The 15,738-nt window shown below is 35.7% G+C and carries 12 protein-coding genes; 3 read left to right on the forward strand and 9 right to left on the reverse strand.

Annotated features, from left to right (window positions below; translation table 11 throughout):
* Positions 1-92: 92 nt before the first annotated feature.
* From WH188_RS09755 to WH188_RS09775, 5 genes are all read right to left on the reverse strand, one after another.
* Positions 93-1,346, reverse strand: coding sequence for an MFS transporter (locus WH188_RS09755; RefSeq protein WP_237682802.1), 1,254 nt, complete (start codon positions 1,344-1,346; stop codon positions 93-95).
* A gap of 6 nt (positions 1,347-1,352) precedes the next feature.
* A complete protein-coding gene (locus WH188_RS09760) occupies positions 1,353-2,444 on the reverse strand; it encodes a zinc-binding dehydrogenase (RefSeq protein ID WP_168127422.1) in 1,092 nt (363 codons plus the stop codon).
* 260 nt (positions 2,445-2,704) lie between these two features.
* Complete coding sequence (egtB, locus tag WH188_RS09765; protein WP_317166833.1) at positions 2,705-3,895, reverse strand: ergothioneine biosynthesis protein EgtB; 1,191 nt, start codon at positions 3,893-3,895, stop codon at positions 2,705-2,707.
* Positions 3,896-3,902: 7 nt separating this feature from the next.
* Positions 3,903-4,880: an L-histidine N(alpha)-methyltransferase gene (locus tag WH188_RS09770; protein WP_168127423.1), complete on the reverse strand. Its 978-nt coding sequence runs from the start codon at positions 4,878-4,880 to the stop codon at positions 3,903-3,905.
* Between the two features lie 536 nt (positions 4,881-5,416).
* Positions 5,417-6,253 (reverse strand): AraC family transcriptional regulator, encoded by an 837-nt coding sequence (locus WH188_RS09775; protein WP_168127424.1) that lies wholly within the window; start codon positions 6,251-6,253, stop codon positions 5,417-5,419.
* Positions 6,254-6,343: 90 nt separating this feature from the next.
* On the opposite strand from WH188_RS09775, the gene WH188_RS09780 reads away from it, so the two are divergent.
* From WH188_RS09780 to WH188_RS09790, 3 genes are read left to right on the forward strand one after another with little or no spacing between them, the layout of a single operon-like run.
* On the forward strand, positions 6,344-7,327 hold the full coding sequence (locus WH188_RS09780; RefSeq protein ID WP_168127425.1) for a polysaccharide deacetylase family protein: 984 nt from the start codon (positions 6,344-6,346) through the stop codon (positions 7,325-7,327).
* On the forward strand, positions 7,327-8,160 hold the full coding sequence (locus tag WH188_RS09785; RefSeq protein WP_168127426.1) for an acetolactate decarboxylase: 834 nt from the start codon (positions 7,327-7,329) through the stop codon (positions 8,158-8,160). Before WH188_RS09780 ends, WH188_RS09785 begins: the two co-directional genes overlap by 1 nt.
* Positions 8,161-8,181: 21 nt before the next feature.
* Positions 8,182-9,606 (forward strand): L-dopachrome tautomerase-related protein, encoded by a 1,425-nt coding sequence (locus WH188_RS09790; protein WP_168127427.1) that lies wholly within the window; start codon positions 8,182-8,184, stop codon positions 9,604-9,606.
* A gap of 179 nt (positions 9,607-9,785) precedes the next feature.
* Here the strand turns inward: WH188_RS09790 and WH188_RS09795 are convergent, their stop codons facing one another.
* The 4 genes from WH188_RS09795 to WH188_RS09810 all read right to left on the reverse strand — a co-directional run bounded on the left by WH188_RS09795 (position 9,786) and on the right by WH188_RS09810 (position 15,254).
* On the reverse strand, positions 9,786-10,946 hold the full coding sequence (locus WH188_RS09795; RefSeq protein ID WP_206368478.1) for a PepSY-associated TM helix domain-containing protein: 1,161 nt from the start codon (positions 10,944-10,946) through the stop codon (positions 9,786-9,788).
* Between the two features lie 2 nt (positions 10,947-10,948).
* Positions 10,949-13,198 (reverse strand): TonB-dependent receptor, encoded by a 2,250-nt coding sequence (locus WH188_RS09800; RefSeq protein WP_339423894.1) that lies wholly within the window; start codon positions 13,196-13,198, stop codon positions 10,949-10,951.
* A gap of 311 nt (positions 13,199-13,509) precedes the next feature.
* A complete protein-coding gene (locus WH188_RS09805; RefSeq protein ID WP_168127429.1) occupies positions 13,510-13,929 on the reverse strand; it encodes an SRPBCC family protein in 420 nt (139 codons plus the stop codon).
* Between the two features lie 119 nt (positions 13,930-14,048).
* Positions 14,049-15,254 carry an MFS transporter gene (locus tag WH188_RS09810; protein WP_168127430.1) on the reverse strand — a complete coding sequence of 402 codons (1,206 nt, stop codon included), beginning with the start codon at positions 15,252-15,254 and terminating at the stop codon, positions 14,049-14,051.
* Positions 15,255-15,738 lie beyond the last annotated feature (484 nt).

Below are 15,738 nucleotides of genomic sequence, written 5' to 3' on the forward strand. Positions count from 1 at the left end.
ATGCAATAGATACCCATATTATGAATTTATTATATGGGTATCTATTTTTAATTGCATATCGTGTATTTTAATTACGCACCGACTGCTGTGTTTTACTGATCATTTTTAACAGGTGTTGCCGGCTTTACAAATGATATAACTGTAGCGCACAAAGCGCAAATTACAGCTACTACAAGAAAGATGTTTGATGTATCACCAGTGTAGTCAATAATTTTCCCAAATATGGGTTCTCCGATTGCAGCAAACACATATGCGAACATGTTCATAACACCGATACCGGTACCGACGAGTTTGGTACCTAAGATATCTGGACTTAAGGTCCAAAAATTAGCTTGAGGTCCATAAACAAAAAATCCAGAAGTGAACATCAATACTGCAGCAAGTATATGATGTGGAGTAGGAATGAAATAAATTAGCAGTGCAATTGCACTGCTAATCAGCATTCCGGCTCTAATCGACTTACTTCTGTTTTTATTAAATAATAAATCTGAAATATAACCAAATGAAACTGCACCTACAGCCATACCGATAGGAATGAATAAAGTAAGCCATAAATTACCATTTGATTCCTTGTAATTATTCCCTAAGAAATGGATCGGTACCCAGAAAATAAGTCCATATCTTGCCATACTTTGAAATCCGATGGCAAAGGATGCGATCAGAAATTTTTTGTTTCCGAATACGAGCTTATAAGACTCTTTCCAACCTAATTTTGATGTTGAATCGTTTTGTGCACTATCTGATTGTAGCGTAAATCCTTTTAAAGACGGATGACTTCTCGCAATAATTAAAAATAAGACTAAGGCAAAAAGAAGAAAGAGTATGGGGTATCTAAAAAGTGTACGCCAGCTTTGTTCTTGTTGTACTAAAAGTAACGCCATGAAAAATGTAAGCACAGATGAGCTACCTGCTGCCATGGTATAAAAACCAAAAGCTTTACCTCGTTCATTGCTATCCCACCAATTGGAGATTAATTTACTTCCCGATCCCCAGGCCATAGATTGAAAATAACCATTCAGCGTCCAAAGAATAAGTATTACAGCGTAGGTATTGGCATAACTAATAGACAGGTTGCAGACAATAGATAGAAAACCACCTGTTAAGATCATGATTTTGGGGCTTAAACGATCTGCAAGATTACCGTTAATTAATTGTCCTATGGCATACCCCATCAGCATGGAAAAGCTAATCCATCCGATTTGCTGGTAACTTATACCTAATTCAGCTGACATTCCTTTTGCCGCCCAGCCAAAATTATGTCTACCTGTATAGAAAAATAAATAACAGAACATGGTGATAAATAGCATCTTCCATTGCTCTTTTCTGAAGTTTTTTTGAATCTGCATCTTCTGTTATTTGATGTCCATATTGATGCCGACACGTATTGGTTTGTTTATTACAGCGTAGTCGAAAGCTTCATTCACTTCATCTAAAGAAAATTCTTTTTCAACAAGATCAAGAAATGGATATTTCTCGAAATTCTGTACAATAAAATCTACTGCAGTAGAAAAATCTTCATAATTATAATTATGTAAACCTTTAATTGTTAATATGCGTCGGATCATTTGCTCTGCATCGATCTCAAGTTTACGCTGTTTAAACACTGCTCCAATAAATACGGCAACTCCATTTATACCCAATTGTGCTATTCCTGCTTCCATAGCATCTGGTGAGCCACTCATGTCAATAAAGCGATCAATCCCATTTCCTACTTTAACAATTGCTAATTCATCAAGTGTAGTTACCTTAGAATTTAGAGTTTCGTTAGCGCCGAATTTTTTAGCAAGCGCTAAGCGTTTGTCATCAATATCTGTTACTATAATTTCGGATGCACCTGCTTCTTTACACATCGCTACACATACGAGACCCAATAAACCCATTCCGGAAATAAGTGTTTTTTTACCTTTGATGGTTCCAGCTAACCGAATAGCTCCAGCTGATGTAGCAATGGCACAATTGATCGTTGCTGCAATAGGTGCAGGTAATTCTTTTGGAAGAATACGAATGGAAGTATGTGGTCTTAATATAATGTGTGACGCTAATCCTCCATGAAAACTGTCACGATCTGTAATTTGTCTGTGTCCATATTTGTATAGATTTTCATTTTTTTGAGGTGTTTCTGCATTATAACTAGCTGTTTCGGGATCACTAGCAAATACGGTCCAGGTGATAACATCTCCTTCTTTGAGTTCCTGTCCGGAAGCATCTGTTAAAACTGAATTTGAATTTGTCTCCATTATTGTCCCCACTATCTCATGTCCAAGTATAGTTGGGCAAGGTTCTTGACGTAGACCGCAATAAGTATGAAGATCACTGCCACAAAGTGTAGCGTAATTTATTTTGACGAGTATTTCTCCTTCTTCCAGATTTGGTATCGTACTCGATACTGATTGAAGAGGAGATTTAGGTTTTTCAAAAACCAAGAATTTTCCTTGCTTAGCCATAATTGTATTGTAAATATAACATAAAATGTTTTACAATGCTAAACATTGTTTATAAATACTATATCTTTTAAATGTTAAATTTATATTAATTTATGGAAATTAAGGTACATGATTTGGTTTTTTATAAAATTTGTTTGGTCACATAAGTTGTTATCAGTTACGTTCTTTTCAAATTATTAGCCACGGCTTGATAATCCATGTCACCGTTATTTATTATCGTATTTTTTGATATTATAGGGCTGATTTCGTTGTGATCGATATCATCGTGCTAGTCGAATACCCGTAAATTGCCACTGGTGCTGTGTATGAAAGAAATTTCGATATGTCTTTCTACTATGTCCTTTTGACGTAGCTTCCGAAGCACCTCGTAAAACCATTTGATTGACCATGAACTTTCCATTATATTCGCCTACCGCACCAGCTTCTTTTTTGAAACCTGGATAAGGCAGATAGGCACTTCCTGTCCATTCCCATCGGTCGCCCCAATGCATGTTATCAGCCGCGATTTCCCATTCGGCCTCTGTTGGTAAACGCATTCCTTTCCAATTTGCATAAGCAACCGCTTCAAAATAGTTGATATGATTGAGTGCTTCATTGAGATCCAATATTTTTAGACCTGATAATGTATAGTGCATCCATTGATTGTCAATTTTATACCAATATAGTGGTGCATGAGCATCATTTTCTTTTACCCAGTCCCAACCTTCAGCATGCCAATGGCGAAAGTCTTGATACCCTCCGTTTTCTATAAATTCTAAGTATTCCCCGTTGCTGACAACTTGTGTAGCAATTTCGAATTCTTGTAAATAGACGTGATGTCTCCCAAGTTCATTATCGAAACAGAACCCCTTTCCTTCGAATCCGATTTCGTATATTCCGGCTGGAAAGGTAATCATTTCTTTATTTACGAATTCTGATTTTGAAGGTTCTGGATCGCTATTGTAGCATGGGAAAAGCGGATTGTGGCCCAAAATATATTTGATATCTGAAATCAGTAATTCCTGATGTTGCTGTTCATGGTTAAGTCCCAGTTCGAGCAAAGTTAATACTTCCTGTAAGTGATGTCGTTTCTGCTTAAAAAATAACTGCATTTGCTCATCTACGTAAGCTCTATACTTGTAAATATCAGATACGGATGGACGGCTTAAATTTCCACGATCGGTTCGGATGACCCGCGCGCCTACAGTTTCATAATAACTGTTAAAGACATAATTATACTGTGAGTCGAAAACTTGATATTCAGGAAAGTAAGGGATCAATAAAAATGTTTCAAAAAACCAAGTTGTATGCCCTAAGTGCCACTTTGGAGGACTGACATCTACTATTGGCTGCACAACATAATCTTCAATGGCTAAAGGTGCGCATATATGTACAGAGTGATTTCGAATAGTCCAATATTGTTCTTCTAAATCTGTAATGTGATCGGTTATTGTATGTTTTGTATTCATCATCGTTTTTTTACTTGATTTCCCATATTACATCCATAAACCATTTTTTCGAATCGTATAGTTCGCTGACAAAGTTAAAACCTGAGCTATTGGCGAGATCTCGGATGTCAGAAGGTGAGAATTTTTGTGATATCTCCATGTAAATGGGTTCATTTTTCACAAATGAGATCTGCTCCTCGCCGAGTGTCACTTGCTGTTCTGTTAGGCTAATGAGATAACTTTTACATGCGCCATTTAAGGGATCGTAGGTTTGATAATGTTCAAATTGATTTATGTTGAAATTAGCCCCGAGTTCATGATTAATGCGAAGGAGAAGATTAAGATTGAATTTTGCAGTTATACCTGTTGGATCATCATAAGCACGAAGTATCGTTTTAGGATGCTTTTTTAAATCAAAACCTATTAATACATTGTCTCCAGGATTTAGTTTACTCTTCAATTTGGAGCAGAACTGTTCAGCATCCGCAATTTCCATATTACCAATATTGCTCCCTAAAAATAATATTACTTTGCGATTTGACGATATTGTCATTGCTTTTTCGATCATCTCAAAATATTCACCTTTGAGGCAGATGATATTTAAAGCTGGAATTGCATCGTTAAGATTTGTTTTTAAAACTGAAAGGATATTACCAGATATGTCGATCGGCATGTAAGTAAAGTTTGCTTCTCTACGAACAAGGTGTTGCAGTAAAAAGGTGGATTTCATTGCATCGCCTGCTCCCAATTCTATCAGATCAAATGGTTTGCCATCTGTGCTTATTAAATTAGCAATTTCAGCTGTCTGATTTTTGAAGATGTCAAGTTCACATTTTGTCAGATAATAATCTTCCAGTGCCATGATTTTTTGGAAGAGATGATCTCCTTTGCTATCATAAAAATATTTAGAGGATAATCTCTTCGGATTACTTTTTAAATCATCCAATACCTCTTTTTGGAATTTATGATTAGTTATTGTTTCTTTTTCGTTGCGGAGACTGCTGTTCATCTTTCTTGTTTAACTGTTCTTGAAAGATAACAGTTAAAGGCTAGTAGTTGTTTGTTTGAGGGAGCATGTTACTTGTATCTATTATTGTTATAGTATGAAAATAAATAACTCTTTATTGCGGAATTGTGAAAGATTTTTTAACTTTTATACTGCTATCCAAAGACTGGATAATTTTCTCCAAATGCTCTTGATATTACAGCCGATAAACCAGCAAATCCAATTAATAAAACGAAAAAAGACTCTATGATGTTTAGTATTGAAAAGTTTTTCCAGGATTGACTGTTTGATTTATCAGAATATTCCCATAGTCTTAGGATATTCTGTCTTTTTTTATAGGTGAAAATGGGTATAATCAGGACCATTATTCCTACTGAGCTATTGAGAATAAGGTGCCTCATATCATGATATGCGCTTCCAATAATAACGAGAGACATTAGCGTCCATGCTATTATATTCAAGAGAGAGGATATTTTGTAAACAGTTTTCATTGATGAATTATATAATGCAATATCTTATACCGTTTAAAGCAATTGTCTTTACTTTTGTTTAGGACTTGCTCCTGTATATTTCTTGTAAATTTTATTGAAGTGACTTGCATCGGAAAATCCAAGTTTTAGCGCAATTTCATTAATGTTGTACCGACCATTTTTTAATAGTTGACTAGCTGTTTTTATTTTGGTCTGGATGATATGTTGCTGAATGGATTGGCCACTATGCTTTTTGACATAGATACTGATGTAGTTTGGAGACATATTAAATTGGGATGCTATATTGTCAATTTTCATCTTTTCAGGATTCAAGGCATGCATCCGGGTAAAACTCAGTATTTGGCTTAATTTATCTATTTCAGTATTAGAGGGGCATTCTAGTCCAAATTGGACTGTAGACTGCGCTCTGGCCAACAGCATCATGACACCACCAAACAGTTCCAGAAGCAACTCTCTACTATAGGCACAATTGTTTGAAAACTCACGCAATAGAATTTGAAACAAATAGTGGAGATGAATTTTGTCAACCTCATCTTTTACTATGTTTCCATTTATTGTTGAGGCTGTCTGAAGTAAAGTTTGGGTCGTTTCTAACCATTTGGCTGTTTTGCTTCCTGCCAACTTTTCTGTAAATAATTGCTCATTAAATTTTAGAAAGATGAATTTTGTAAATTCTTTTATTTCAAAATAATGTCCATCTTCAGGCCTTAAGATAAAAACATCTCCGGCCTCATAGGACATACGAGCATCATTTAGGATATGATCACCGGTTCCCTTTTCAACGAAAATAATTTCATAAAAATTGTGCTTATGTTCTGGGAAATCCCATTTATCCAGCTCCAGAGCAAATACATTTAATGAGTAATAGCTATTAAACCTTTGCATACATAGTAATTGATTTGTACAAACATACGATGAAAAATTACAGATTTAAGCGCTTGCTTCATAATATTTTTGTAAAAACAAATAATTACTATGTATAAATCATCAATTTCTATTGTTGCTATTTTAGCAATTATACTCGTCTTTGCTTCTTGCAAAAATAATGGACAAAGTTCTGATGTGCAATCTTCAGTTTCTGATTCTATTTCTAGTACCAAGCAATGGCCAAATGGCGCTCAGCTGGTGATATCTGTTTCCATGCAATTTGAAACAGGGGGACAGCCGGCTGGAGCTGAAAGTCCATTTTCAGGCAATCCCTTACCGGTGGGAAACCCCGATTTACCTGCTGAAAGTTGGTATAGGTACGGGGCTGTAGAAGGCGTTTATCGCATGCTAAATCTTTGGAAAAAATACGATATCAAAGTGACTTCTCATGTCGTTGGGACAGCCGCATCGAAATATCCCGAAGTCGCCAAGGCAATTGCTGCAGATGGACATGAGATAGCTGCCCATGGAATTTCATGGGATGACCAATGGAATAAAGATTATAATGAGGAACTAGATTTTGTTAAAAGAGGTGTAGATACTGTGGAGCGTATTACGGGACAAAGAGCCGTTGGATATAATGCAAATTGGTTACGTAGAAGTCCTAATACTTTAAAGATTTTACAAGAATTGGGGTTTCTTTATCATATCGATGACTTGAGCCGTGATGAACCTTTTTTAACAACCGTGAATGGAAAGGACTTTGTGGTCATGCCTTACACGCTTCGTAACAATGATATTGTCAATATAGCAGGCAATCATTGGACTCCAGAAATGTTTCTTTCGCAGTTAAAGATGGAGTTCGATCAACTGTATGAGGAGGGTAAATCAAAAAGAAGAATGATGAGTATAAGTTTTCATGATCGTATTGGGGGAACTCCAGCTGTTGTAAAAGCAATGGATGATTTTATTACATATGTCAAAGATAAAGATGGGGTTGTTTTTATGCGTAAGGATGACATTGCGAAGATGGTGCTCCATGATCCTAAAACACCAAGAGATGATTCCGAACGAAAATATAATAATCAATAATGAAAACTATAAAAACTAATGTTTTGCTGATCCATGATCTATCATTGAATTATGCTTTGATGAAAAAGTATACCATTCTAATTTTATCGATTCTGATCAGTGGATTTAACTTTGACGTCTGGGCGCAGTCGACGGAGACTGTATTTCATTATTCTGTCATGGATGCTATGCGCCATGGTGTTTATACAGGAGATTTAGCTGTTGGTAAGCTAAGAGAGAAGGGGGATTTTGGATTAGGTACATTCAATCACTTGGATGGTGAAATGGTTGCTTTGGATGGTATATATTACCGTGTTATCCCTACCGGTCAAGTTGTTCAAGCTGAAGATGATAGGAAGGTACCTTTCGCCGCTGTTGCACAATTCACGCCTGATATGGTATTTGAAATGGATGGTGATCTAACACTAGCACGGATGCAGGAAGAGATCGTTAAGCGATTACCTTCTTTTAACAAGCCTTTCGGTATTCAGATACATGGACTAATGGCAGAAATTCAATTGGGAGGAGCCCTAAAGCTTGCTGAAAATGATACTACCGGTCTTGCCAAGTTAATGGAAACACGACCGGTCTATCATGTTTCGGGTATATCGGGTACACTGGTGGGATTTTATAATCCTACATTCATGGATAATATTGATCTAACTCCTTTTCATCTGCACTTTATTTCTGATGACCGATCTGTTGGTGGACATGTTATATCGGGAAGGTCTGGTACAACAAAAATAAAAGTCAGTGTGGACACTAAAGTGGGGTATGAATTACTCTTTCCTGAGTCAAGTCCAAGGTTTCAAAAAGAATGGAATACAGGTCGCGCTTCTCAAAGCGCTTATTAAATAATTATAAATTTTTATATTATGTTTTTATTAAAAAAGTCCATTGTACTTGTACTGTTTACATTTGCAGTAATGAATTTTGCTGTCGCTCAACTGCCAAAGGAAATTCAGCATATTAAATTTGATGATTTGGGCTGGGAAAAATTAGCTGACAGACTTTACCGGAAATATGTGTTTGGTGAACAAGGTATGCTAGCCTTGTTCAAAATGGATAAAGGAGCGAAAGTTCCTTTGCACCAGCATTCGAATGAACAAACGACTTATATTACGAAGGGAAGTGTTAAAGTGACTATGCAGAACAAAGATTATATTGTTAAAGCAGGAGAGGTGCTTATTATACCAGGTAATATACCTCATGAGTTTGAATGTTTGGAAGACGGCACATTGGACATTGATTTTTTTGCTCCTCCAAGAAAAGATTGGATTGATGGAACTGCCAGTTATTTTGGAAATGATCAAGAACATAAGAGAGAGCTGGAAGCTGTCGCCCAATTGGACGTTCGCCCTGGTGATGTGGCTGTATCTGCTGAAGGACGCATTTTCTCAACGATTCATCCATTGGGTAGTCAGCAATTACAATTGGTGGAGATTGTGGATGGTAAGGCAGTTCCTTATCCTAATCTTAAAATGCAAAAGAATGGTGCTAAAGCAAGTGATACAACTTTTGATGCGATGTTGGGTCTCATTTTTGACAAACAGAATAGGCTTTGGGTTGTTGATATGGGGTTGAAACTTGGGAAGACCAGACTATGGGCATTTGATATACAGCAAAATAAAGTTATAGAGAAAATAACGTTGCCAAGTCGTATTGCTCCTAAGGGGACATTTGCTCAGGATGTGACCATTGACGAAAAGCATGGTTTTGCCTATTTAGCAGATATTGCCGATCCAGGTATCATCGTCTTAAATTTAAAAACTAAGAAGGCAACAAGATTTAGTAAGCACTTTTCGTTTGATGCCGAGGATAAAGATATGGTTATTGACGGGAAGGTAGTTCATTTTGGAGGAAAACCTGCGCGAGTGGGTATCGATCCTATCACCTTATCGGATGATCGTGAAACTTTATTTTACGGAGCTATGAATGGCACGGGATGGTACAGTATCCCGACAAAAGTATTACGGGGACACCAGCCTGGTCAATTGGTATTTGATCAGATTATTAAGGTCGGGGATAAACCATTCAGTGACGGAGCTCTTACAGATTGGGAGGGGAATCATTATTTTACGAATCTACAGGAGCATGCGATCACTAAAATGGACAAGAAAGGTAAATTGAGTCATATAATACAGGATGATGATAAACTTTTATGGCCAGATAATGTTTATCAGGGGCCTGATGACTGGATGTATATTTCGATAAATCAATTGAATACAGCGCCAGCCTTTACAGGTGGTAAAGATAGTGGAGTCGCTCCTTATTTCATTTATAGATTTAAAAAAAAATAGTAGTTAGTAGTAATAATTAGAACAATATGAAAGCGCATAGGCTTCTAGAAAGTGGTACTGCAATTGGTAAAATTGTTATTAAATATTGAAAATAGAAAAGACAAAAAATAAATTCTTATTAAAAAAGGAAAGCCATCTATTAGGATGGCTTTTCTTTTTATGTTATTATATAATTGAAATTATTTAATTCTTTTTTTGGTTTTCTTTTTCTTCTTGTTTAACCAAATGATTGTTCCTGTAATAGGAAGTGATGCGCATATTGAAGCGATGAAAAAATGTAAAACTTTAGTGGCTATACCTCCATAATTACCCACATGAAGATCATAGTTCATCGCGCCAATTTTATCCCCTATGGGAGCATTTTCTGATTGTTTTATTTTTTCAATCTGACCATTTCCTCTGTTAAAATAATACCAAATAAATTCGCCGGTACGATCTTTAATGAACCGCACTTGAATATCTTGTGGATCTGTTGGAGATTTACGTAAACGAATCGACATCATATCTGCATTTGGGTGTTTTGATATGGTGAAATTGAGCGCATTATCTAATATTTTAGACTGATTCTGTGGTACATATTCGAACTTTTCCTGTTGTTCAATTTCTTTTGTGCTATCGAAACCATTGAGCGATTTTACATAAAAAGTTTTAAATGCGGGAAATGTAAATGCAATACCTGTACATGCAATTAATAAGGCGAAAATGACACTATAAAGTCCTAAGATTTGATGCAGGTCATAGTTTAATCGTTTCCATTTAACTTTAAAATCAAACCAAAGCTGTCTTTTTAATTTTTTGATGGTCCATTTTTTAGGCCACCATAGGATCACTCCTGTTATTAAAATTATTATGAATATGATGACCGAAATTCCTACTACCCAATGTCCTACCATGGCGCCCAATAGTAAGTTCATATGAAGTTGTAAGACGATCTGAAAAAATTCTGTTTTGGAGTTTTCTACCGCTTGTACTTTACCCGAATAAGGATTAATAAAAACTCGTTTATGGTAAATATAATATTGATTATTACCAAAAGCATGTTCATCCGTTTTTAGCGCACGAAATATCCAAGTTCTGTCTGGTGAGAGGTACAGATCTGTTCTACTTATTTTTTCACCTTTAGGTAAAGCGTTTTGAGCAATATCAATCAGCTGTGTTAGTGGGAGTAACTTATTATTTTCTCCAACTGAATCTTGAGTGTAGTATTTTTGAGGATAGACTATTAGTTTAAGCTCATCATAGAATACATAAAAGCAACCCGATAAACTAACAATAAAAACAACTAGGCCTGTAAAGAGGCCTAGCCATTTATGTAGCCATAATAAACCTGCCTTAATCATTCTTAAAATTGATAATGAAGGTTTAATGAAGTGACAGTACCACTACCTTTTACGTACTCGGCATCCAATGCACGGTATTGACTAACTGTAGGGTAGTAAGATGTGTTGAATATATTTTCTATTCCGAAGCCTATTTTCCAATTTTTATTCAGATTGTAGTTACCTGATAAATTGAAGAGGTCTACATTACTGATTGGGCCTTCACTATTGTTATATTTTCCTTTGTCATTGAGCGCAAATCGATCTCTTGCTCCAGTGTGTATCCAAAACAATTGCAGATTTAACTGTTGGTTTGGTTTATAACTTAAAAAACCTGTTGCTTTAGGTGGTGCAATCCGAGATCCATTAAGATAAATTTTGCTACCATCATCCATTTTTGCTTTTCCTTCTACATATGCATAGCTTCCACCGACGCTTAATTTTTGACTCAGTTGCGCATCAAGAGTAACTTCATATCCTTTTACTTCTTCAGGTTCACGCTGAGGCATTAAAAAACCGCCTACATCTACTAAATTAACACCTAAATCCGAAGTACTGATGTAGTAAGAGGCTGAAATATTGAAGATACTAAAACGGCTTGAAAAACCAGCTTCATAGTTATTGGTAATGATCGGGTCTGTTTCTAAATTACCGATTGTGTTTTCTTTAGCACGGCGTAAAATACGACCTAATTCATTGATCGCAAATGCTTGCGAAAAACTAACGAAAGGGTTGAAATAATCGTATTTAGTATAGCGTAATCCTGCATTGAACATTGTCGCTTTATATGGAATATTTCCTCCGCTTACCAATATACTTCCTTCTCCATTCGGACCAGTAGCTATGGTATTGTAATCGTTGACTTTAACGGTTGCATTTTCATACCGAAGCCCAGCTTTAAAGATCAAATTTTCAATGAGGTCGGCTTTTACTTGCGCATAGGGGGCAAAATTAACCATATTCATTTTTGGTATGTATACACGTCCATCTGTTAAATCTTGATAGGTTACATCTTTTAATAAATCTAAACCGTAAGTTACTTCAGTTGGAATAGAAAAAAGCTGAAATGGAGTATTCAGATTTAAGCGCAATCCTTTTTTCTCAGAGTTGATCATGGTTTGTCCTGGACCATACCACGCCGTTCCACTGGCAACGTATCTGTTCATTGAACTGAAGGAATTTAAATAAGCTGTTACATCCAATTGGGTTGAATGAAAAAGATTACTTTTTGAATAGGTTAACATCGCATTGTGATTGTAAGGTGTACCTGCGGGTTTGCCTGGTTCTTCTCCTCTAACTCCAATTGTAGGCGACTGACCATAGATGCCGTTTTTACTGATATATTTGGCACGTTGTGTACTTCCATAATAGTTATAAAATCCAGTCAATGTACTGCTTGAATCAATTTGATAACCTATTTTAATAAAGCCATTGTACTGATAGGAATTGGAAAGACCATCAGTTTGTCCAAGAGGTAAACCATCGGAATCTCTTTGTAAACCGGTGTAGTCTGCCGAACCCGAAACGGTGTAACTCCATTTATTTACCTGTCCTGAAAGCTGTTGTGAAAGTTTGTAACTTAAGGTTTCCTTAGGGTCAAATGGATTTATTGATGTTCCCAAAATGGTCTGACCACTAATCTTTTTACCGTCCTTGTTTTTCTTGGTAATATAATTGATAATACCTCCACCTGAACCATTTCCGTAGATTGAAGTAGCACCTTTTATTACTTCGATACGTTCAATCACACTAGGGTCGATGGTGCGTAGGTCACGTGCTCCATTCATAAGCGGTGTTGATTGCGGGATTCCATCTATCAAAACAAGTACGGCACGTCCACGAAGGGTCTGTCCAGAATTTGTAGCTTTATTGGTCGAGGTACCCAAACCCGGAATTGCATTACCAAGTACCGTAGCTAAATTGTTCGTAATGTTGGTTTGTGCTTGTATATCTTGTTGATTCAAGATTGTGATAGAGGATGGTATCGTTGAAATACTTTCTGGCTTTCTTCCGGCCGTAACAACGATTTCATCCAATACATTTGTACTTGCCAATAAAGTGACGCTGATTAAATTATTGCTGGGTTTATTGGATAAACTGATGATTTTTTCTTTAAATCCTATCGCGGAGACTGATATTTTTTGATTTGCTATTTTTTCATTTGTTGTGATCAACACACCAGCTGTATCTGTACTTCCTAATAGTTGTTGATTTAAACGTACCGTCGCTCCAGCAATTGGAAGATCTTTTTCTGTTTTGACTTTTATAGTCATTTGTTGTGCTTGACAAATGAAAACGAATACCTGTAATGGTATTATTAGAATTAGAAATTTCCATCTATTAGAGATGGAAGGGAATGAAATAGGCATCTGTAATATTCTTATGTTGATTTAGATTTGTTCTAAACAATAGGCAAATATACAATCTATTTAATTCGAGTGAAATTATTATTTGATTTTTTTTAGCAGTAATTAGTTACTAGACATAAACTCTACAGGTCTTATTGTGAGTTTACTGCTCTAAAAAGTTTATGAATTAGATTACAATTGCTTTTTGTAAAATATACCCGCTTTTGGGAAATTTATTAATCTTTTTCGTTAACAAACTTTTTGAGATTGCTGAGAATCTGATCCCATCCGGTTTGATAGTTTTCTGAAGCAAATTCGGGGCCTGCATCATGAAGGTTTTCGATACCTTCATGATGTAAAGTAACAGTTGTTAGTCCTTCATTTTCCTGGAGCAACCAACTGACTGTTGTTACACCCTGACTAAAGGTGGGGTGAGTCCAGGTATGAACTAATTTTTTATTAGGAATAATTTCAAGTATTGTACACTCATGTAAAAATTTATTTTTACCACCAGGCTCATAAAAATGAAATGTTAACCCCTTCTCTAGAGCAAAATCAGGAATGTCAAAATACCATTGCTTGAATTGATTCTTATCGGTCAGTACCTCCCAGATAATTGATGCTTTTTTTTGTATTACTATTGAAGATGTAATCATGATACCTTGGTGAAATATTTAAAAAAGTTGAAACAAAAGCTTATTTTAAGTTGTCTAAAATGTTAAGGTAAAACGTATAATTTCGCCAATTTGTTTTTAGAATAATCTAAAATTAGTGATTACGTCCATTGTTTGTACGCTTTTTTCGCCTTAATTATCATTAGGGTAACGAAACCCAAAACAGCAAATACTGCATAACCAATACCTATCTCAGTCTGTGTTTCTGGGTTAACGAGACTCACGACAATATAACTTAATGCAGAAGTGACGAGGTAAGTTATACCACCTGCTAAGCCACCTGCAATTCCTGCTGATAAAGGAAAACGACCTAAGCAGTAACCGAAATAATTATTAAATATAAATCCTGCGGTAACGTGGATCAAGAAGGCGAATAGTGATAATGTAAAGAGATTTGTGATATACGGAGATATTATAATCATTAAAATAATGAAAGCAATTTGTAAATAATTAGCATATCTTAATTTTGGCAATAGCGCTTTCTTGATTAGTGCACGACCGATAAATCCCCCGGACATCCATGCAAGTCCCATTAATAAGGAAATGTATCCGGTCGTAATGGAGCTATAACCTAAATTGTGTTCAATGAAAAATGGTCCACTTAGATTGTAGAACATAACTAAACCATAGCTTATTCCACACATGAGCACTCCAAACGTAAAGTCTTTCGTTTGAAGCATGGTCTTAAATTCAGTGACTAAATATTCAAATTGAAGTGGATTTTTCTGACGGATTGTTTCACCGGAAAAAATGAGTTCTAATATGAAGAGCACAATGCTGTAAGCTGCTAATAACATAAAATTAGAGCGCCATCCAAATTGTGCCTGTAAATATCCGCCAATGAAAGGAGCAATAATTGGCGCTAATGACCAAACGATAGTGATGGCACTCAGGTATCGTTTTCGCTCTTCACCTTCGTACACATCAACGAAATAGGCGCGTTTTGATACTACAACAAAAGCGGATAGTATTCCCTGCAGTATGCGCATCATATAAATGACAATAATATTATCAGTTGTGGCTGTAATAAAAAAGCTGATTGTAAATAGAAAAAGGGAAATTAAGGTAATCCGATATCTTCCCCATGCATCAACAAGGGCACCGGCAAAGAATTGTGAAATACCATAACTAATTAAAAACAGGGATAAGGTGAGTTGAATCTTACTTTCTGCCAGTCCTAGCTCTGTTGCCATCTGTGGCATGGATGGTAGGTAAATGTCTGTTGCTAAGCCCGAAATTGGAACCAATGCGAATGCAATTAGTGTCGGAGCAAATGATTTTCGTGAATTTAAAGTATTTTCTTGCATGTGTATTGTTTATTGAAAACAAATGAGATAGACGTAAATAGGATTTCTTTAGCTAGCGAATGTTCTTGAGGATATCTGAAATGTCGCAAAAGTTACATATGACATATGTAACCTATTTTTTGAATGTACTCATGTGGCAAAGGTATAAAATTCAATAAAGATGAATACTTGTTTTTTAATATTTACAGAACGTGGATGGTATATAATTTTAGATTTTACATAATTCTTTGATTATTTAATTTCCGAAAATAAATTTTGTTTTTTTATTATAGTATTTGTAATGAGTTGGTTATGTTTTATTTTTCATTTACTGTCTTGCTGATGTTACATGATTTTTTTTATAATCTCATAACGGTTTAATGTTATTTTTACTGCTATGTTTTACATTTAAATGATGTTATTGAAATTGATGGAATGAAATCGTTTTCGTATTTTACTAGATTTTTTATTGTAGGTCGCACAATTTATTAATTATATTGGTCTG

Source organism: Sphingobacterium sp. MYb388, from assembly GCF_037479535.1.
In the GTDB taxonomy this organism is placed as follows: domain Bacteria; phylum Bacteroidota; class Bacteroidia; order Sphingobacteriales; family Sphingobacteriaceae; genus Sphingobacterium; species Sphingobacterium anhuiense.

Bases quoted from the DNA above. Each gene is read 5' to 3' on its own strand.
- WH188_RS09775 (WP_168127424.1), bottom strand. From the start codon at position 6,253: ATGCAAAGGTTTAATAGCTATTACTCATTAAATGTATTTGCTCTGGAG.
- egtB (WP_317166833.1), bottom strand. From the start codon at position 3,895: ATGATGAATACAAAACATACAATAACCGATCACATTACAGATTTAGAA.
- WH188_RS09800 (WP_339423894.1), bottom strand. From the start codon at position 13,198: ATGACTATAAAAGTCAAAACAGAAAAAGATCTTCCAATTGCTGGAGCG.
- WH188_RS09810 (WP_168127430.1), bottom strand. From the start codon at position 15,254: ATGCAAGAAAATACTTTAAATTCACGAAAATCATTTGCTCCGACACTA.
- WH188_RS09790 (WP_168127427.1), top strand. From the start codon at position 8,182: ATGTTTTTATTAAAAAAGTCCATTGTACTTGTACTGTTTACATTTGCA.
- WH188_RS09770 (WP_168127423.1), bottom strand. From the start codon at position 4,880: ATGAACAGCAGTCTCCGCAACGAAAAAGAAACAATAACTAATCATAAA.
- WH188_RS09760 (WP_168127422.1), bottom strand. From the start codon at position 2,444: ATGGCTAAGCAAGGAAAATTCTTGGTTTTTGAAAAACCTAAATCTCCT.
- WH188_RS09795 (WP_206368478.1), bottom strand. From the start codon at position 10,946: ATGATTAAGGCAGGTTTATTATGGCTACATAAATGGCTAGGCCTCTTT.
- WH188_RS09780 (WP_168127425.1), top strand. From the start codon at position 6,344: ATGTATAAATCATCAATTTCTATTGTTGCTATTTTAGCAATTATACTC.
- WH188_RS09755 (WP_237682802.1), bottom strand. From the start codon at position 1,346: ATGCAGATTCAAAAAAACTTCAGAAAAGAGCAATGGAAGATGCTATTT.
- WH188_RS09805 (WP_168127429.1), bottom strand. From the start codon at position 13,929: ATGATTACATCTTCAATAGTAATACAAAAAAAAGCATCAATTATCTGG.
- WH188_RS09785 (WP_168127426.1), top strand. From the start codon at position 7,327: ATGAAAACTATAAAAACTAATGTTTTGCTGATCCATGATCTATCATTG.